Consider the following 19,306-nt stretch of genomic DNA (forward strand, 5'->3'; position numbering starts at 1 on the left):
CAAATAGGGTGTCCACTAAACGAGGGTAACCTCAGCCTTCAATGGCAAGCGGTCTGGACAGATACTTCTTGAATCGGCACGGTGTCATTACGGGCGGGGGCCAGAACAACGTCCCTGGACATCACACCTAGGTAACATATTCAGATATGAAAAGACCCATCGCATTGGCGGCTGCCACGCTGACTGCGACCTTGTTCTTAGGGCTTACAGGCTGCGTCACCAATGACGAAAGCGGTAACCCCGAGGGCTGGTCAGAAATCAAACCGGCAGCGGTCCCCGAACTGGCGAAACAGGTCCCAGCAGATCTTCGTAAGCGCGAAGTATTGCGCATCGGCACCAACCCAACATTCGCCCCGGCAGAGTTTAAGGATTCCGCCGGTTCCATCATTGGCTTCGACATCGACCTCATCCGAGCCATGGCCAGTGTCTTGGACCTGAAGATTGAAATCCAAGAACAGGATTTCGCACTGATTCTGCCGGCCCTGTCGGCCGGCGCAGTCGATGTTGGCGCATCCGGATTCACCTCAAACGAGGAGCGCCGCAAGACTTACGACTTCGTCGACTATCTGGATACCGGCCTGCAGTGGGCACGTCGCCCGGGCAGCGACGCCAGCTCCGACAACTACTGTGGCAAAACTGTCGCCGTTCAGCGTAATACCGTCGCTGACATGGAGGACCTGCCGGTAAAGAATCAGGATTGTCTGGATCGTGGCTTGCCACCAATTAACAAGTTGGCCTACCAGGATGCTGGTACCGCCGCTACCACCGTGGTGCTGGGGCGTGCTGATGCATTGGCCGCTGACTCACCAGTTAGTGCCTACGCGGTCAATCGCTCTGAGGGCAAACTCGAACTTGCCGGAGATATCTACGATGGTGCCCCGTTCGGCTTCGCTATTCCGAAGGATTCAGAACTCGGCCCAGTGCTGCAGCAGGCACTGCAGTACCTCATCGACAACGGCCAGTACAAGGAAATCCTGACCACATGGGGTTTGGAAGACGGTGCTTTGGAACGCGCCACTATTAACGGAGAGGAACTTTAAGTGAGCGACTCATCTGCGTCTGGCGCCCGCTACGAGGCCACACAGGCGGAACTCAACGAAGAAATTAAGGCCAAACCGCTGCCACACCCGGGGCGCTGGATTACCGCAGCAGTGCTGCTGGTGCTCTTCCTGTGGTTCATCATCGGTGCCGCCCGCAATGAGGCCTACCACTGGGATGTTTACTTCCAGTACCTGTTCGACACACGAATCGCCGCTGCCGCTGGCTGGACCATTGCACTGACAGTCTTGGCCATGCTTATCGGCATCATCGGCGGTGCCATCGTCGCAGTGCTCCGCATGTCGGAAAACCCCGTGCTGTCCACAGTTGCTTGGTTCTACCTGTGGGTTTTCCGAGGAACGCCGGTCTACGTGCAGCTGGTCTTTTGGGGTCTCCTCGGCACTATCTACTCGACGATTGACCTGGGCGTTACCGAGGTTGATTTAAGTACCATTCTCTCCAATACCTTCGTGCTGGCATTCGTCGGTCTCGGCTTGAACGAGTCCGCATACATGGCTGAAATTGTCCGTGCCGGCATTCAGGCTGTCCCAGAGGGCCAGACCGAGGCATCGAAGGCATTGGGTATGAGCTGGTGGCAGACTGTCCGCCGCACCATCCTGCCGCAGGCCATGCGCATCATCATCCCGCCGACGGGCAACGAGTTCATCTCCCTGCTGAAGACCACTTCGCTGGTCATCGCAGTGCCGTTCTCGCTGGAACTCTACGGCCGCTCCACGGACATCGCCAATGCTCTATTCCTGCCGGTGCCGATGCTGCTGGTCGCCGCCACCTGGTACTTGGTCATCACATCGATTCTGATGATCGGCCAGTTCTACCTTGAGCGCTACTTCGCCCGCGGCGCTACACGCCAGCTCACCGCCCGCCAGCTGGCAGCGCTTGCCGACGCCGAAGGTGTGCCGCTTGCTAATACTCGCGTTGTCGATAAGGACGAAGAGCACTTCTACCGAGAGGATCCGCAGTAAATGACTACCAAAGATTTGATGGTTGAGGCGCAAAAGGTTCGGAAGAACTTCGGCCGGCTCGAGGTCCTCAAGGGCATCGACCTGGAGGTTCCACGCGGTACGGTTACCTGTCTCATTGGCCCTTCGGGCTCCGGCAAGTCCACACTGCTGCGCTGTATCAACCACCTGGAGAAGGTCAACGCAGGCCGTCTCTACGTCGATGGTTCCCTGATTGGCTACCGCGAAAAGAACGGTAGCCTCTACGAAATCTCCGCCGCAGAAGCTGCCCGTCAGCGTCGCGACATTGGCATGGTATTCCAGAACTTCAACCTGTTCCCGCACCGCACGGTGCTGGGAAATATCACCGAGGCACCAGTGCTGGTAAAGGGTGTCTCCCAGGAGCAGGCTGAAAAGCGTGCCATGGAGCTGCTGGAGACTGTTGGTCTGGCTCACAAGGCCGATGCCTACCCTGTTCAGCTCTCGGGCGGCCAGCAGCAGCGTGTTGCCATTGCTCGTGCACTGGCCATGGAGCCGAAGCTAATGCTCTTCGATGAGCCGACTTCCGCTCTTGACCCGGAGCTCGTCGGTGAGGTTCTCAACGTCATGCATGGTCTGGCCGATAAGGGTATGACCATGGTCGTCGTGACGCACGAGATGGGCTTTGCCCGCGAAGTCGCCGACCAGGTTGTGTTCATGGCTGATGGCGTGGTTGTGGAAAAGGGCACTCCGGATGAGGTGTTGGGGAATCCACAGCACGAACGCACCCGCAACTTCCTGTCTTCGCTGTTGAAGTAACAGCCGTTGAAGTAACAGCCAGGGGAGGCTGGCAGGCGGAACAGCAAGCCTAAGCGCCAAAAGTTGCGGAGATTCCGCGAAGCATAGTGACTGCCGCGCCGGTAGTCGCCAGAATGACCGCGAGCTTTCGGGCTTCCACAATGGGCACTCGCCGAGAAACGCGAGTGCCCAAAAATATACCCACCACCGTGGCAGCCAGACACAGCGGCCAGAGTATAACCGGCGTGGTGGAGAAGACGGAGACATCAGCGCTGATTTCCTTGAACAGCAAGGACAACCCACCGGAGACAAAGAACAGCGGCTGCAGGGTGGCCGCAAACGTCTGCGCTGGCCAACGGGAAGCCTGTGCGTAAACGGTAATGGCCGGGCCCGCGATGCCGGCCAAGGTATTCATAAAGCCGCCGGCAACGCCAGAGGCAACGGCGTACTGTGGGCCGTCAACACGCATGCGGTGAGGCATAAAGGATGTCACCAGCAGCGCAAGCAGCACTAGCCCACCGACCAGAACCTGGAGTGGCCCGCTGGGTGTGTTGTGAACCACCCAGGCGCCTGGCAACGCCCCAAAAGCCATCACCGGACCAATTAGCCAGAACTTCTTCCAGTCGACGTTTTCTCGCACCGAGATAGTCTGCATGACCGCATTGACGGTGGCGAGCACGTTGATAATCAAAATACCTGCTACTGGGCCTGCAATCAGTGAGAGGACTGGCCCTCCCAGCAGGCCGAGTCCCATGCCAGCTACTCGCTGCATCAGTGCCCCGATGAAAATCGTTGCCACGATAAAGACAAAAGCCCACACTGATAACTCCATGGGAGGGAGTTTACAGCGTGGGCTTTTTGGCTACTCCACGGGCGGGGTCTCCGGGAACCCGTCGTAAAGCGGAGACGTTAGCGGACTCGATGCGAACTAGATGACGCCCTGAGCCAGCATTGCGTTAGCGACCTTCTTAAAACCTGCGATATTGGCACCGAGCACGTAGTTACCCTCGTGATCGTACTCAGCTGCGGTGGTCTCGCAGTTTTTAAAGATGTTGGTCATGATGCGCTTCAGGCGCTCATCGGTGTAGGAGAAGGACCAGGAATCGCGGGTCGCGTTCTGCTGCATCTCCAGAGCGGAGGTAGCAACACCGCCAGCGTTGGCAGCCTTGCCCGGTGCGAAGTGGACACCGTTGGACTTAAAGACCTCGATGGCCTCCGGGGTGGACGGCATGTTTGCGCCCTCGGCAACGAAGCGGCAGCCGTTTTCGACCAGCAGCTTGGCGGACTCGCCATTGAGCTCGTTCTGAGTTGCACACGGCAGTGCAACATCGGCCTTGAGCTCCCAGATGTTGCCACCCTCGTGGAACTCAGCGCCCTCAGCCTCGGCCACGTACTCGGAGACGCGAGCACGACGAACTTCCTTGATTTCCTTCAGCAGCTCGACGTCGACACCGTTCGGGGTGGAGACGTAACCGGAGGAGTCAGAGAAACCGATGACGGTAGCGCCGAGCTCCTGAGCCTTCTTAATGGCGTAGATGGCGACGTTACCGGAACCGGAAACGATAACCTTGGCGCCGCTGATGTCAGCACCGTTGGCCTTCATCATCTCTTCGGTGAAGTAAACACAGCCGAAACCGGTAGCTTCGGTACGAACCAGGGAACCACCCCAGGTCAGGCCCTTACCGGTGAGAACGCCGGACTCGTGCTGATTGGCCATACGGCGGTACTGACCGAACAGGTAGCCAATCTCGCGGCCGCCGACACCGATGTCACCGGCAGGCACATCGCGGTACTCACCGATGTGGCGGTGCAGCTCAGTCATGAACGACTGGCAGAAGCGCATGATCTCCAGCTCGGACTTGCCCTTCGGATCGAAGTCGGAGCCGCCCTTGCCTCCGCCGATTGGCAGGCCGGTCAGGGAGTTCTTGAAAATCTGCTCGAAGCCCAGGAACTTGATGATGCCGAGGTTCACACTCGGGTGGAAGCGCAGACCGCCCTTGTACGGGCCCAGCACAGAGTTGAACTGAACGCGGAAGCCACGGTTGACCTGGACCTGGCCCTGGTCATCGACCCACGGCACGCGGAAAATAATCTGGCGCTCCGGCTCACACAGACGCTGAACCAAGCCGTAGTCACCGTAGTGTGGATCCTTTTCCAGGACGACCTTCAGAGACTCCAGAACTTCTGCCACTGCCTGGTGGAACTCCGGCTCACCGGCGTTTCGGGTGAGAATCTGGTCATAGAGACCCGAAACCTTCTGCTCGATATTCAAAATAAACCTCTCTGCGAAACCATTATGGCGCCCACGAAGAACAAACCGTCAGCGGTTGTAAACCGCTTCCCGGTTGCCGTAACTCGGTGGCACAGGTTGTGTGCACAAGGACTGGGCAACTGTCGATATTGAAGCGGACATAATTATACAACGGCATATTGCTGGGAAAACTCGTAGCGTTTCGCGCTACACCCGCTGGCCAAGCCAAGCACCGGCTTCGTGGAGACTTACGCTTTTCACGAATTAGGTAGGAAATTACCTAAATACGGCAACATTCCAGGGATACGTCGCAACAGATTCGAGTAATTCGTCGAACTCACGCAGCACCGGGTCCGGGGGCAATTCTGCACGCGGAGTCAGTAGCTCCGAGAGGTCCATAGCGAGTTCATTGAGAGAACCACCGTGCTGATCGAAGCTCAAGAGATAGCGGAATACCTTTCTCTCTCCGAGCGGCTCCTTAGGGTTCTCACGCTCCCACTGCTCCACCAGCTGCGCGTCAGTGTCCGCCGACGCCACCGACACAGCCACATCACTAACTCGCCCGGCGCGGTCAAACTCACTCAACTTGGTACGAAATGCCTCGGCCAGTGCCTCCGATTCGGTCGGCTTCACCAGGCAGTGAAAAACAATCTTCGACATAACTTCACAGGCTAAGCCACGCGAGACGGCCAGACAATAACTAACCGTCATCAAGCTCCTATCCCCCTACATTGACGCGCGCCCATCGCTGACAACGACGTAGTGTTGAATTTATGCAGGCTTTCAGCAATCCTCTCATCACGCTTGCCGACGGCACGGTGAAGCAAGTCAATCCTTTTTCCGGTACCCAGGTGTGGACAGTCCCCGGTCGTGGCAATCGGCCGCTGGGACTTAAGCACCCGGATCCGCAGCCACTGAGCGAGGAGGATTTTGGTTCCCGCGATTCCTTCGGCTGGAACAATCTGCTGCAAACCCCGCCAGAGAAGGCCCGCGTTGTCCTCGATGACTCAGTATTCGGCGGTTACACCACAGTGACCGGAGTACTTCCTGACCAGCTCTTCGACACCACTGCGGAATTCCGCCGCGTGCCCAACCTGTTCGAAATCGTCTCGTATGACTACTGGGCGGACAACTACGGGTTCGAGCCCGATCGCGAGACTCAGCAGCGTATGGAGGCCTACCTCGACGACCCGCAAGGCCGCGAGCATGTGCTCAACATCATTCGCACGCGCTACCGCGCCGCTGGACGCAGCGAAGAGGAAATCAGCGCGCTTTCCGACGAGGAATTGCTGCGCCGCGCCCCGAGCTACTTCGCCGGCGGCCACGATGTGATTGTTGCCCGTCGCCACTTTGTGGACGGCGCTACTCACGATAACCAGCTGGCTTCTTCTGGCACGTTGAGCGTTGCCGAGCACCGCGCACTCATTGCGTTTACCGTCGAGTCGATTGCTGACCTGTACCGACGTAACCGCTACGTGCGTTATGTGGCCGCTTTCCAAAACTGGCTGAAACCGGCAGGCGCGAGCTTCGATCACTTGCACAAGCAGCTTGTGGCCATCGATGAGCACGGCGAGCAGCTCAAGCGCGAAGTGCAAGCGGTGCGCAAGAACCCGAATATCTACAACGAGTTCGCAGTGGACTATGCTGCCCGCCACAATCTAATCATCGCGGAAAATGAGCATGCAGTGGCCTTTGCCGGATTCGGACACCGCTACCCCACGCTGGAGATTTTCTCGAAGTCGGACATCTGCGAACCGTGGCTGCAAACCCGCGCTGAAATCGACGCCATGTCGGATCTGATTCACGCCTGTCATGCCGCTGCCGGCCCCACCATTCCATGCAATGAGGAATGGCATCACCGTCCTGTCGATTTGGATGCCCGCATGCCATGGCGTGTGATGATTAAGTGGCGCACCTCAAACTTGGCCGGCTTTGAAGGTGGCACCAAGATTTATCTGAACACCATCTCCCCATGGGATCTGCGCGACCGCGTCGTACCAGAGATGTACCGTCTACGGGAGACCGGGAAAATCTCGGACAGCATTCACATTGCGACCGAGTGCCAGTGCCTGCCGAATTCCCTGAAGTACAACCCGCTTGTCGAGGACGGAACGCGACTGTAGGCCTCTGGGCAGAATAGAGAAAGAAGTAAGGAGTCTTAATCCAGGTGAGCAACAATGAAGCACGATTGAGCCGCATTCGCGACCTCATCGCCACCCATCGAGTGCCATTGGACAGGCAGTGGGAAATCTACCGCTACCTGCACCAGCACCCGGAGCTGTCTCAAGCAGAGGAGAAAACTGCCGCTTATCTGGCCGGTGCTCTTCGCGACATGGGCACTTACACAGTGCACGAGGGAATCGGCGGCCACGGACTGGTTGGTGTCATGGAAAATGGTCCCGGCCCCACCGTGCTGTTCCGCGCTGATATCGATGCGCTTCCAGTTTTCGAGGAAACAGGTGTGGACTTCGCTTCCTCAGCCACCGGTACCGCCCGCGATGGTTCCGCCACCGCCGTCATGCACGCCTGCGGCCATGACATGCACATGACGGCTGGTCTTGGTCTGGCTAGCCTGATGGCAGCGACTAAGTCTGAGTGGTCGGGTACATTCATTGCACTGTTCCAGCCCGCCGAGGAATTGGCCTGTGGCGCACAGGCCATGATTGACGATGGCCTGGCAGACCTCATCCCCACCCCAGATGTGTGCTTCGGCCAGCACATTGTTCCCGGCCCCGCAGGTCAGGTAATGACCATGCCCGGCCCGGCACTTGCTGGCTGTGACACCATCAGCATCACGCTGACCGGTCGCTCCGCACATGGGTCTATGCCGCACAACGCCATTGACCCGACGTACTTGGCTGCCGCAATCGTTCTGCGCTTGCAGGGAATTGTGGGGCGCGAGATTCCTCCCCACGAGTTTGGTGTTTTGTCCGTCGGCACGCTGCAGTCCGGCAATTCGAATAACACAATCCCAGGTCAGGCCAAGATTGTGCTGAACATTCGCTACTACTCCAACGAGGTACGCGCCAAGCTCATTGCGGGCATTGAGCGCGTTGTTCGTGGCGAGTGCCTGGCTTCCGGCACTGAGGTTGAACCTGTGATTGACTACTCGGATCACGGCGAAGTCACTGACAATGATTCGGAAGCGTTTGCCACGATTCGCCCGGTCATGGACGCTGTTCTCGGCGAAGATTCCACCGATGCTGTGCCGTGGACGGCGTCGGAGGACTTCTCAGACCTTCCCCGTGGCCTGAACTGCCCGTATGTCTACTGGACAGTTGGCGCCACACCTCGGGATACGTGGGAAGCCGCCGTTGCTGCCGACCGCGTGGTCGAAGACGTGCCGTCAAACCACATGCCGACGTTCTTGCCGGATTTCAAGCCGACGGCTACCTCCGCGACTTCTGCCGCCGCTGCCGCCGTGCTGTCCTACCTGGCAAAGTAAGGGGCGTTTGCCGGCTGCTTGCCACCGCGCACCGGGCAAGGATTCCACGAAACAGCCCAACAGCCCAGGTCGAAAGGCTCTAGCAAAAAGCCGGTAAGCCCCAAAAGGGCTTACCGGCTTTTCAAACGTGCCAAAGAGCTAGCGTGCGTCCTCGCCAATAACGTGGACGTGAATCATGTTGGTATTGCCCTCATTTCCTGGAGGGGTACCAGCAACAACGACCAGCGTGTCACCAGCGTTGTAGTTTTCCATGGTCAAGAGCTGCTCATCGATGACCTGCATGATCTCATCCGTGCTGTTAACCTCGCGCACCAAGAAGGTCTCCGCGCCCCACGTCAGCGCAAGCTGCGAACGAACCTGCTGATTCGGAGTGAATACCAGCAGCGGCAGGCGAGAGTGCAAGCGTGCCACACGGCGAGCGGTATCACCCGAGGTGGTGAAAGCAACCATAGCGCGGGCATTCAAGCGCTCACCGATATCGCGAGCTGCGTAGGAAATAACACCACGCTTAGTGCGCGGCATGTGAGTCAGCGCAGGAACTTCCCCCTCGCGCTCAGCGGCGGTAACGATGCGAGCCATGGTCTTCACCGTGGCCTGCGGGTACTTACCAATTGAGGTCTCACCCGAAAGCATCACGGCATCTGCACCATCGAGCACAGCGTTGGCCACGTCGGAGGCCTCCGCACGAGTCGGGCGCGAGTTCGAAATCATGGAGTCGAGCATCTGGGTGGCCACGATGACCGGCTTGGCGTTCTCGCGGGCAATCTGAATAGCGCGCTTCTGAACCAGCGGAACATCTTCCAGCGGCACCTCAACACCGAGGTCACCACGGGCAACCATCACAGCATCGAAAGCCAGGATGATGGCCTCAAGAGACTCGACTGCCTCTGGCTTCTCCAGCTTGGCGATAATCGGGACACGACGGCCAACCTCATCCATGACTGCATGGACCAGTTCGACGTCGGAAGGCGAACGGACGAAGGACAGCGCAATAAAGTCCACCCCCAGCTTCAGAGCGAAGCGCAGGTCAGCGATATCCTTCTCCGACAGAGCCGGCACCGAGATGTTCATCCCCGGCAGGGAAACACCCTTGTTGTTAGAGACCGGACCGCCCTCGATGACACGGCACACCACATCATTGCCATCTACCTCGATGCACTCCAGGCCGACCTTACCGTCGTCGACAAGCAGGCGATCGCCCGGACGGGCATCATCAGCGAGGTTCTTGTACGTGGTGGAGACGCGGTCGTGCGTGCCTTCGACATCGTCGACGGTGATGCGCACAATCTCGCCGTCAGCCCAATAGGTCGAGCCTTCCTTAAAACGACCGAGGCGAATCTTTGGCCCCTGCAAATCGGCGAGAATACCAACCGCACGTCCCGTAGCGTCGGATGCTTCACGCACCCAGTGGTAGTTCTGAGCGTGGTCCTCATGCTCACCGTGAGAGAAATTCAGACGGGCAACATCCATGCCGGCGTTGACCAGCCCGGTAATCCCCTCCAGCGAAGCAACTGCTGGACCGAGGGTACATACAATCTTCGTTCGTCTAAGCACGGCCTCCAGCCTAGTCCCTTAACGGGCTATGCGTCAGTTGGAAACACTGTGAGCTTCAGCAGCCTCGCGCTCTCCCCTGACTTCAGCTGCGGTTTCGCGGCTCTTCGCTCGCAGAATCCACATAGCAATTACAGCGCAGAAAAAGACTACGAGCGACGTGATGTTATTAATACGCACACCGAATATCAGCGTTGCGTCATCGACGCGCATGAGTTCAATGAAGAAACGTCCCAAAGTGTAGGCCGCGACATAGAGTGCAAAGACGCGGCCGCCGCCCATCTTGAACTTTCGGTCCGCCCAAACAATGACCAGACAGGCGAGGACGTTCCAGACCATCTCGTAGAGGAACGTTGGATGCACCACGGCCAGCACTTCGCCTGTCGACGTTCCGGTGACAGGGGCAACCCGACCAAACTCATCAACTCGTTGGTAAATTTCCAGACCCCACGGAAGCGACGTTGGGCCACCGTAGAGTTCCTGGTTGAACCAATTGCCCAGACGCCCAATGGCCTGACCAAGGATGATTGCGGGTGCGGCCGCGTCAAGAACTGGCGCAAACGGCACCTTCCGCCACTTAGCGACCGCCCACGCGGCCAGCACCCCCAGCGCCACTGCTCCCCAAATACCGAGACCGCCATTGGTGATCTTCAGTGCATCGGCGGGATTGGCGCCGGGGCCAAAGTACTTCTCCCAGTCGGTGGCGACGTGGTAGAGACGGCCGCCGATAATGCCCGCAGGAATAACCGCAATGGCAATGTCGAGGACCAACTCCGGGTCTCCACCCCTGGCCGCGTAGCGGCGCTGCATCCAGTAAATGCCGACGAGTACGCCAACCAAGATGGAAATCGCGTAACCGCGCAGTGGTAGCGGCCCTAACTGCCACACGCCCTGCGGCGGAGAGGGAATGTTGGCCAGATACGTCGTTGCAGTCTCAGCGAGAACAAGGGTGGAACTCATAAATGCGCTAGCTCTCTCCTCGTACGCCCGCGGCGAGTTCACGGGCGAGCGTTACCAGGTCATCGGTGGTCTTCATCGCGGCCTTGATCAGTGCCGAGCCAACGATTACGCCATCTGCAAACTCGGCAATCTCCGCGGCCTGTTCCCCATTGGAGACGCCCAAACCGACGCACACCGGTGTATCGGTAACCTCACGCGTGCGGGCAACCAACTTGCCGGCGGCCGAGTCGACGCTGGCCTGGGCACCTGTGACTCCCATGTGGCTAGTGGCGTAGACGAAGCCGGTCGACGCGGTGGCAGTTAGCTGCAGACGCTCGTTGGTCGATGACGGAGCAACCAACATGATGTTGGACAGACCATTGGCCTCAGCTGCACGCTGCCATTGGCCGGCCTCCTCGGGGATGAGATCCGGGATGATGGTGCCACGACCACCAGCGGCGGCCAAGTCCTCAGCGAAACGCTCCGGACCATACTGGAGAATCGGATTCCAGTAGCTCATGACCACACAGGTACCGCCGTGCTCGGTGACTTCGCGGACCACACGCATAATCTCACGGGTGCGGAAGCCCGCATCCAGAGCCACGTTGGCGGCATCCTGAATGGTTGGGCCATCCATCATCGGGTCGGAGAAAGGCAGACCAACCTCGATGATGTCGGCGCCAGCGTCGACAATCGCCTTGATGTTCTCAATCGACTTATCGGTGGTCGGGAAACCCGCTGGGTAGTAGCCGATAAATGCAGCGCGGTTTTCCTCACGGACTTTGTCAAAGACGTCACTCAGACTCATTTAGGACTCCTCCATCAGATCAAACCACTTAGCAGCGGTGTCGACATCCTTGTCACCGCGACCGGAAACATTGACAATAATCAGCGGCTTACGGCCCAGCTCTTCATTCAGGTCACCGCTGATGAGTCGGGCGGCAGCCACCGCGTGTGCGGACTCGATAGCGGGCAGGATGCCCTCCATCCGAGTCAGGTCCTGGAATGCCTGCATCGCCTGGGTATCGGTCACCGGCAGGTAGGACGCGCGATCAATATCAGCCAGATAAGAGTGCTCCGGGCCCACACCCGGGTAATCCAGACCCGCAGAAATCGAATGCGACTCTGTAATCTGGCCGTCCTCGTTCTGCATCAGGGCGGCGAAGGAGCCCTGGAACACACCCGGATTACCGGCGGCCGAAATAGGGGCTGCGTGGCGACCGGTCTCAACACCATCGCCGCCAGCTTCAGCGCCAATCAGGCGAACCGATTCATCATCGATGAAGTGGTGGAACGCGCCGATTGCATTAGAACCGCCGCCAACACAGGCCACGACAGCGTCGGGAAGCGAGCTGGTCTCCGCGAGAATCTGCTGGCGTGCCTCGGCGCTGATGATGCGCTGGAAGTCGCGCACCATTGTTGGGAACGGGTGCGGACCGGCTGCAGTGCCGAAGCAGTAGTAGGTGTCATCGGCGTGTGAAACCCAAAAACGCATGGCCTCATTGATTGCGTCCTTGAGAGTCTTCGAGCCAATCTCGACCTCGATAACCTCAGCGCCAAGCAGGCGCATGCGGGCGATATTGAGACGCTGGCGAATCGCGTCGACCTTGCCCATGTAAATACGGCAGTTAAGGCCGAGCAGCGCACAAGCGGTGGCGGTTGCAACACCGTGCTGTCCGGCACCGGTCTCGGCAATGATGTTCTTCTTACCCATGCGCTTGGCAAGCAGGACTTGGCCCAAGACGTTATTAATCTTGTGGCTGCCAGTATGGTTCAGATCCTCGCGCTTGAGCCAGACGTCAGCGCCGATGTCAGCGGAGAACTTCTCCGCGTAGTACAGCGGCGAGGGACGTCCAACACAAGTACGCTGAAGCCGGTCGAGCTCATCGAGAAAATCCTGATCAACGCGGGCCTTCGCGTAGCCATCGGTGACCTCACCGATAACGGCCATCAGCGCCTCCGGCACAAACTGGCCGCCCCACTTACCCCAGTGCCCAATGGCATCTGACTCGTGGTTCGTTGTCTCCGCGATAACCTCACCCATCGTGGGCAGGCGGTCACCGCGGGCATCATAATTCTTGAAATCTTGGTCACTCACAGTTATCTATTGTGGACTATCCCCACCCGTTGCGGGGAGATAAGGCCTAAGAAACTGTGGTGTGCCAGCACAACAGGTGTGACACACAACCAAATGAGGCGGAATTCGCGATGCGAGAAAGCTGCTACATCGCAACCGTGGGCTATCGCTACTCGCTGCGGAGTGTCGGGTGAACACCGGCGGCAACGAGACGTCGGCAAGCATCTCCTGGCTTGCCCGCGGTGACCAGCCCCTCTCCCACCAGCACCGCGTCGGCGCCGTGGGAGGCGTAGTAGCGCAGTTCCTCCGGCCCCTTGACACCGGACTCTGCCACCTTCACAACATGATCCGGCAGCATCGGCGCAAGACGTTCGTACACGGAGAGGTCCACGTCGAGAGTCTTCAGGTTGCGGGCGTTGATGCCGAGAATCTTGGCACCAGCGGCCTCGGCACGCTCGACCTCTTCGGCGGTGTGCGCCTCAACCAGAGCGTTCATACCGAGCGACTCGGTGCGATCCAGCAGCGACTCCAGCGTCGGCTGATCTAAAGCGGAGCACATCAGCAGCACCAAGTCAGCACCATGCGCGCGGGCCTCATGGACCTGGTACGGAGTGACGATGAAGTCCTTGCGAAGCACCGGAATGTTCACCGCGCGGCGCACGGCATCGAGGTCAGCGAGTGAACCGCGGAAGCGGCGCTCCTCAGTCAGACAGGAAATGACAGCCGCGCCACCCTGCTCGTACTCTGCCGCCAAAACTTCCGGCGAGGGGATGTCAGCCAGCTCTCCCTTTGACGGAGAGGCACGCTTGACCTCTGCAATCACCTGCACCCCAGGCTTTGCCAGTGCCGCCACGGCATCAATCGGCGACGGTGCCTTCAGCGAGAGCTCCTTGATTTCACGGTAGGAAATCCTGGCTTCCCGAGCAGCGAGATCTTCCCGTACGCCCTCAATAATCTTGTCCAGAACGTTAGCCATGGCCTTACTCCTTATCCAGATCCGTAGGATCTACACCGGCATCCAAAGCATCCCACAGAACTCGACCCGACTGCGGGTCTTCCTCCAGATCCTCGGCGATACGCTGACGGCGTACCTCCGGGGTCTCATACGCGCTGGACTTCTGTTTCTTCACGGCACCCGGTCGGCGCACCAGCAATACCGCCCCGACCAACGCCAATGCGCAGCACAGCAAGGCTAGAGCTGGCCCCATCGCGTGTACCTGAATGTTATCGACCTGCGCCCAGTCTGCCACAGTCACCGCATCACTGGCGCGCTGTGAGGCGCTTCCCGATGTCAACAAATCCAGCGCCCGTTGGGAGTCCACACCGTCTTCTCCGCTGGCAAGCAAAGTCATCGGAGTCCACGACGCCGCAATTGCGAGCAGCGCCGCAAGCCCACCGACGATACGGCGGCCGAGTGCGCCCAAAATGGTGGTGGCAAACAGCGCAGCCACCATTGCCAGTGCAATCGACGTCAACTCTGGAGCCCAGACAGCGCCCACCAAATCAGTGGTCGCCGGACCAGACTTGTCATCAACAGTATCGACTGTCAGCCACGCACTTCGGCTGCACAACCACATTCCCGCCGCGGCCACACCAATGAGGCCACCGGAGAGCATCGTTGTCGACTTCATCGAAAACCTAGCTCCTTTCCGCTGGGACTAGTGTCTCAGCTGCCGCGACAGCTCGCAGCACAGCCGCGGCCTTGTTGCGGGTCTCTTCATCCTCTGCCACCGGGTCAGAATCACTGACAATTCCGCCACCGGCCTGAACGTAGACCGTATCGCCCTTCTTCACACCCGTGCGGATGGCAATTGCCTGATCGGTATTGCCCCGGAAGTCAAAGTATCCAACGGTGCCACCGTAAACACCCCGGCGAGTGTCTTCGAACTTGTCGATAATGCTCAGCGCGGAAGGCTTCGGCGCACCTGAGAGCGTTCCCGCTGGGAAGGTGGCCGCGAATGCGTCGACAGCCGTGGCGTCGCTGGAAAGCTCGCCAGTGACCGTAGAGACCAGATGCATAACGTGACTGTAGCGCTCAATATGACGGAAGTCATGCACAACAACACTGCCCGGGCGGCAGACGCGTCCGAGATCATTGCGGCCAAGGTCGACGAGCATCAGATGCTCACTATTTTCCTTCTCGTCTGCCAGCAAATCAGCTTCCAGCGCATTGTCCTGCTCCACCGTGGTACCGCGCGGACGTGTGCCCGCGATGGGGTTGGTGATGACCTCACTGCCCTGGACTGCCACGAGCGACTCCGGGGAGGAACCGACAATTTGGAAAGCAGTATCGGAGAAGTTCTTGGTTGGAACGTTGACCAGGAACATGTAGGGCGACGGATTGGAAACCCGCAGGATGCGGTAGATATCAAAGGCGGAGGCCTGCGTGTCCATCTCGAACCGCTGCGAGAGCACAATCTGGAACGCATCACCGGCGCGGATGTGATCCTTGCAACGCTCAATACGATCCATGTGGTCCTCGGCGGCGCGCTGGCGACGAATCACCGGCTCTGGGAAGCTAACTTCCGCCGGACGCAGATCAGAGGGCTCTGACAACCGCTCCACCATCGCATTGACACGATCACAGGCGGTGTCATACGCCTGATCAATCCGCTCATCCGAGCCGTCCCAGTTGACGGCATTGGAAATCAGCCACAGCACACCCTCGTGGTGGTCAAAAGCAGCCAGGTCCTCCACCAGCAGCTGCATGAGCTCCGGAATCTGCAAATCATTGTCAGTGGTATCCGGCAGTTGTGGCTCGATGTAGCGGACAATGTCATGCCCGAAGTAGCCGACAAGACCAGAGGTGAGCTTGGGCACCGAGGCATCGTCGGCAAGCGGGAGTTCCGTGTGCAGCAGCTCCAGCGTACGACGCAGAGCATCCAACGGATTTCCGCCCTCTGGCGCACCCGACGGCGCATTGCCAATCCAGGTTGCCTCCCCCGCATCATCCACCGTCAGCGCGGCGCGACTGCCGCAACCGATAAATGACCAGCGCGACCACGACTGCCCCACATCGGAGGACTCCAGCAAGAAGGTGCCGGGACGATCGGCCCCAAGCTTGCGGTAGGCCGACAGCGCCGTTTCGCCGTCCGCCAAAACCTTGCGAACCACGGGTACGACCCGATGATGTGCAGCCAGTTCGCGGAAGCGCTCACGCGTGGTCATGGTGATACGAGTCATAGCCGCTATTGTGCCACGCACCCCGGATTGCATATCACTTAACCCCCGGACTTCACCGGAGGTGGGCGCGCTTGACGACGAAATCCCCACCTCGGCAGCCACGGTTGACCGCCTAGTCCTCGAACACGGGATGCACGTCAAAGCAGCTGTGCGAGCCAGTGTGACATGCGGCGCCGTCCTGCACCACCTGCATCAGCACGGTATCGCCATCGCAGTCCAACGCCAGCGATGTCACCGTCTGGAAATGACCACTGGTCAGACCCTTAATCCAGTACTCCAATCGGGAGCGCGACCAGTAGGTGCCGCGTTTGGTAGCGATGGTGTACGCCAGGGCGTGGGAATCCATCCAGGCCATCATGAGCACGCGGCCAGTGGATTCTTCCTGCACGATGGCGGGAATCAAGCCGTCAGCGTTGAACTTGGCGATGTTCGCGATGTCCGCCGGGAGCGTGTACTCACGCGGATCATCTCCGGCGCCGTGAGCTGCCGCGCCCGGGGCTAGACCAGTCACTGGCGCACCTCGATTCCCTCGCGGGCCATCTCTTCCTTAACCTCAGCAATGCTGACCTCGCCGAAGTGGAAAATGGATGCGGCCAAAACCGCGTTGGCACCGGCGCGCACTGCTGGCGGAAAGTGCTCGGCCTTACCCGCACCGCCAGAGGCGATCACCGGGACGTCGACGGCAGCGCGGACTTTCTCCAGCAGCTCCAGGTCGAAGCCGTCCTTGGTGCCGTCGCCGTCCATGGAGTTCAGAAGAATCTCGCCGACACCGAGTTCCTCGCCGCGGCGCGCCCACTCGACGGCGTCGATCCCGTCCGAGCGTGAACCACCATGCGTAGTGACCTCGAAGCCCGACGGCTGGGGCGTGCCTCCCTCGGGAACACGGCGGGCATCCACCGACAGGACGACGCACTGCGCGCCGAAACGACGCGACAGCTCGCTGAGCAGTTCCGGGCGTGCAATCGCAGCGGTATTGACACTGACCTTGTCGGCTCCGGCGCGGAGCAGCTGATCGACATCCTCGACGCTGCGCACGCCACCGCCGACCGTCAGCGGAATGAAGACCTCACTCGCGGTGCGGCGCACCACCTCGAGCATGGTGCCACGACCATCCTTGGAAGCCGTGACGTCCAGGAAGGTCAGCTCATCAGCACCCTCCTCGCCATAGCGGCGGGCCAGCTCCACCGGATCGCCGGCATCGCGGAGATTCTCAAAGTTAACCCCCTTGACGACCCGCCCATTGTTGACATCCAGGCAAGGAATCACGCGTACTGCCAGAGACATAGTTTTTAAGTTCTCCTCGTGTTAGCTCAAAATTGTGGCTCGAAGGTTTGCGCAACCACCCAGCTCGGGGCATCGCCCACGTTTTAGCTCCGGAAAGCCTCGGGACGACCCAGTTCGTCAATAATCGACCGCAGCGTGGCATGAACATCTCGAGTTCCCGCCAGCACGCCTACCGAATCATGTCGCCAGGGATTGCCCGCCAAGTCTGTGACCACGCCACCAGCTTCGGAAATCTGCAGTACACCAGCTGCGTTATCCCACACATGCGGCGAGAAAGTCACGGTGCCGCCGAATGCCCCCATCGCGGTGGAGCCTAAGTCCACTCCGACAGAACCAGTAATTCGGATCGTCGGATAGCGCTCGCCCACCTTTGACAGCAGCAGTTGGCGCCATTTGCGCGGGAGTGTGCCGTCGGTACTCGCAATGACGGACCCGAAGGCAATCGAAACCGGGCGACCGGCCTCGGCATCGATGTTGACGCGACGGCCGTTGACAAACGTGCCACTGCCCTTAGCTGCGGTGATACGACGGCGCAGCAGAGGCATGGAGGTGATGCCGACCACCGGCTCCCCCTCGTGCATGAGCGTGAGCAGCATGGCACACAGCGGAAAGCCGTTGGAATAATTCGTGGTGCCGTCAATCGGATCGATGACCCAGGCTGTGTGTTCCTCGGGAACCTTGCCACCGAATTCCTCGCCGTAGACGGGCAGGCCAGAATACTGCGTGAGGAGCTGGCGCAGACGACGCTCAATTTCCAGGTCAGTCTCCGTCGCGAAATCCCCGCGCGGCTTCATGACAACCGGGTCCGCGCCCACCTGCTGTGTGAACAGGCCTTCAACCTCATCGAGCGCCGCTTCAGCAATAGCGAGCATCGCCCGCGGTTCCAGGGCATCCATACTTTCTAAGTCCTTCATCCGCCGTCACAGCCGGGGTGCCGTTCGCTCGTTAACGCTTTCGCTTGACGACGTCTCCCCGGCCCGGCCACGAAAGTGTTCTCTTTAGCCGCGGGCTACTGCCAGGGCCTCTTCAAGGGTGAAACGCCCTGCGTAGAGCGCCTTACCCACAATTGCGGAGTCGACGCCCTCATCGACCAGTTTGGCGATAGCTGCAATGTCGTCCAGGCTACTGACACCGCCGGAAGCGACGATTGGAGCATCGGTGGCAGCGGCGACCTCGCGCAGCAGTTCCACATTCGGCCCCTGCAGGGTGCCGTCCTTGGAGACGTCAGTCACCACGAAACGGGATGCACCCTGGGCATCCAGGCGCTCCAGCACCTCCCAGAGGTCACCACCGTCGGAGACCCAGCCGCGACCGCGCAGGCGCCACTGCCGCTCTTCGTTAAGAACGTCCAGTCCAATGGCCACACGATCGCCGTAGTTGGCGATAACCTCGCGGCACCACTCCGGATTCTCCAGTGCGGCGGTGCCAATATTGACGCGGGCACAGCCGGTGGCCAGCGCAGCCTCGAGCGAAGCGTTGTCACGGATACCGCCGGAGAGCTCCACCTTCACGTCGAGCTTGCCCACGACGTCGGCAAGCAGGTCGTAGTTCGAACCGCGACCGAACGCGGCGTCGAGGTCGACCAGGTGGATCCACTCAGCGCCTGCGTTCTGCCAATTCATGGCAGCTTCCAGCGGTGCACCGTAGGAAGTCTCGGTTCCAGCAGCACCCTGAACAAGGCGCACAGCCTGGCCATCGGCTACGTCTACAGCGGGCAGCAGGGTCAAACTCATGGGGGCTCTACTCTCTTCGACTTTTGGGCGTTGTGGCCATAGTCGCCACGACGCTTGTTGCTAGTTATC

Annotated in this window: 19 protein-coding genes; 5 read left to right on the forward strand and 14 right to left on the reverse strand. The window is 59.6% G+C overall.

The window, feature by feature from the left end; translation table 11 throughout:
* Nucleotides 1-146: 146 nt before the first annotated feature.
* The 3 genes from HMPREF2847_RS01730 to HMPREF2847_RS01740 all read left to right on the forward strand — a co-directional run bounded on the left by HMPREF2847_RS01730 (nucleotide 147) and on the right by HMPREF2847_RS01740 (nucleotide 2,795).
* Nucleotides 147-1,040, forward strand: a complete 894-nt coding sequence (locus tag HMPREF2847_RS01730) for an ABC transporter substrate-binding protein (protein WP_070851318.1) — start codon at nucleotides 147-149, stop codon at nucleotides 1,038-1,040.
* A 63-nt stretch (nucleotides 1,041-1,103) separates the two neighbouring features.
* Nucleotides 1,104-2,021, forward strand: coding sequence for an amino acid ABC transporter permease (locus HMPREF2847_RS01735; RefSeq protein ID WP_370523131.1), 918 nt, complete (start codon nucleotides 1,104-1,106; stop codon nucleotides 2,019-2,021).
* A complete protein-coding gene (locus HMPREF2847_RS01740; RefSeq protein ID WP_070851320.1) occupies nucleotides 2,022-2,795 on the forward strand; it encodes an amino acid ABC transporter ATP-binding protein in 774 nt (257 codons plus the stop codon).
* Nucleotides 2,796-2,844: 49 nt separating this feature from the next.
* Here the strand turns inward: HMPREF2847_RS01740 and HMPREF2847_RS01745 are convergent, their stop codons facing one another.
* From HMPREF2847_RS01745 to HMPREF2847_RS01755, 3 genes are all read right to left on the reverse strand, one after another.
* The gene (locus HMPREF2847_RS01745; RefSeq protein WP_070851321.1) at nucleotides 2,845-3,606 is read right to left on the reverse strand and encodes a sulfite exporter TauE/SafE family protein; all 762 of its coding nucleotides are present in this window, start codon (nucleotides 3,604-3,606) and stop codon (nucleotides 2,845-2,847) included.
* A 96-nt stretch (nucleotides 3,607-3,702) separates the two neighbouring features.
* Nucleotides 3,703-5,046: an NADP-specific glutamate dehydrogenase gene (gene gdhA, locus HMPREF2847_RS01750; protein WP_070851322.1), complete on the reverse strand. Its 1,344-nt coding sequence runs from the start codon at nucleotides 5,044-5,046 to the stop codon at nucleotides 3,703-3,705.
* A gap of 255 nt (nucleotides 5,047-5,301) precedes the next feature.
* A complete protein-coding gene (locus HMPREF2847_RS01755) occupies nucleotides 5,302-5,685 on the reverse strand; it encodes a hypothetical protein (protein WP_038625702.1) in 384 nt (127 codons plus the stop codon).
* A gap of 113 nt (nucleotides 5,686-5,798) precedes the next feature.
* Here HMPREF2847_RS01755 and HMPREF2847_RS01760 point away from each other — a divergent pair, with 113 nt between their 5' ends.
* Together HMPREF2847_RS01760 and HMPREF2847_RS01765 are read left to right on the forward strand one after the other, a co-directional pair.
* Nucleotides 5,799-7,148, forward strand: coding sequence for a DUF4921 family protein (locus tag HMPREF2847_RS01760; RefSeq protein WP_070851323.1), 1,350 nt, complete (start codon nucleotides 5,799-5,801; stop codon nucleotides 7,146-7,148).
* Nucleotides 7,149-7,192: 44 nt separating this feature from the next.
* Complete coding sequence (locus HMPREF2847_RS01765) at nucleotides 7,193-8,470, forward strand: amidohydrolase (protein ID WP_070851324.1); 1,278 nt, start codon at nucleotides 7,193-7,195, stop codon at nucleotides 8,468-8,470.
* Nucleotides 8,471-8,608: 138 nt separating this feature from the next.
* Here HMPREF2847_RS01765 and pyk read toward each other — a convergent pair whose 3' ends face one another.
* From pyk to priA, 11 genes are all read right to left on the reverse strand, one after another.
* Nucleotides 8,609-10,024 (reverse strand): pyruvate kinase, encoded by a 1,416-nt coding sequence (gene pyk, locus HMPREF2847_RS01770; protein ID WP_038625706.1) that lies wholly within the window; start codon nucleotides 10,022-10,024, stop codon nucleotides 8,609-8,611.
* 33 nt (nucleotides 10,025-10,057) lie between these two features.
* Nucleotides 10,058-10,981: a prolipoprotein diacylglyceryl transferase gene (gene lgt, locus HMPREF2847_RS01775; protein WP_070851325.1), complete on the reverse strand. Its 924-nt coding sequence runs from the start codon at nucleotides 10,979-10,981 to the stop codon at nucleotides 10,058-10,060.
* 7 nt (nucleotides 10,982-10,988) lie between these two features.
* Nucleotides 10,989-11,768 carry a tryptophan synthase subunit alpha gene (gene trpA / locus HMPREF2847_RS01780; protein ID WP_070851326.1) on the reverse strand — a complete coding sequence of 260 codons (780 nt, stop codon included), beginning with the start codon at nucleotides 11,766-11,768 and terminating at the stop codon, nucleotides 10,989-10,991.
* Nucleotides 11,769-13,058 (reverse strand): tryptophan synthase subunit beta, encoded by a 1,290-nt coding sequence (trpB, locus tag HMPREF2847_RS01785; protein ID WP_083327295.1) that lies wholly within the window; start codon nucleotides 13,056-13,058, stop codon nucleotides 11,769-11,771.
* Between the two features lie 148 nt (nucleotides 13,059-13,206).
* Nucleotides 13,207-14,013, reverse strand: coding sequence for an indole-3-glycerol phosphate synthase TrpC (gene trpC, locus HMPREF2847_RS01790; RefSeq protein WP_070851327.1), 807 nt, complete (start codon nucleotides 14,011-14,013; stop codon nucleotides 13,207-13,209).
* Nucleotides 14,014-14,017: 4 nt separating this feature from the next.
* On the reverse strand, nucleotides 14,018-14,668 hold the full coding sequence (locus HMPREF2847_RS01795) for a TIGR02234 family membrane protein (RefSeq protein WP_038625711.1): 651 nt from the start codon (nucleotides 14,666-14,668) through the stop codon (nucleotides 14,018-14,020).
* Between the two features lie 7 nt (nucleotides 14,669-14,675).
* The gene (locus HMPREF2847_RS01800; RefSeq protein ID WP_070851328.1) at nucleotides 14,676-16,220 is read right to left on the reverse strand and encodes an anthranilate synthase component I; all 1,545 of its coding nucleotides are present in this window, start codon (nucleotides 16,218-16,220) and stop codon (nucleotides 14,676-14,678) included.
* 112 nt (nucleotides 16,221-16,332) lie between these two features.
* Nucleotides 16,333-16,731, reverse strand: coding sequence for a phosphoribosyl-AMP cyclohydrolase (gene hisI, locus HMPREF2847_RS01805; protein ID WP_070851329.1), 399 nt, complete (start codon nucleotides 16,729-16,731; stop codon nucleotides 16,333-16,335).
* Nucleotides 16,728-17,504, reverse strand: a complete 777-nt coding sequence (gene hisF / locus HMPREF2847_RS01810; protein WP_070851330.1) for an imidazole glycerol phosphate synthase subunit HisF — start codon at nucleotides 17,502-17,504, stop codon at nucleotides 16,728-16,730. Before hisF ends, hisI begins: the two co-directional genes overlap by 4 nt.
* An 83-nt stretch (nucleotides 17,505-17,587) precedes the next feature.
* Complete coding sequence (locus HMPREF2847_RS01815; RefSeq protein WP_070851331.1) at nucleotides 17,588-18,400, reverse strand: inositol monophosphatase family protein; 813 nt, start codon at nucleotides 18,398-18,400, stop codon at nucleotides 17,588-17,590.
* Between the two features lie 102 nt (nucleotides 18,401-18,502).
* A complete protein-coding gene (priA, locus tag HMPREF2847_RS01820) occupies nucleotides 18,503-19,237 on the reverse strand; it encodes a bifunctional 1-(5-phosphoribosyl)-5-((5-phosphoribosylamino)methylideneamino)imidazole-4-carboxamide isomerase/phosphoribosylanthranilate isomerase PriA (protein ID WP_070851332.1) in 735 nt (244 codons plus the stop codon).
* Nucleotides 19,238-19,306 lie beyond the last annotated feature (69 nt).

The organism is Corynebacterium sp. HMSC074C03, assembly GCF_001838285.1.
Lineage (GTDB): Bacteria > Actinomycetota > Actinomycetes > Mycobacteriales > Mycobacteriaceae > Corynebacterium > Corynebacterium amycolatum.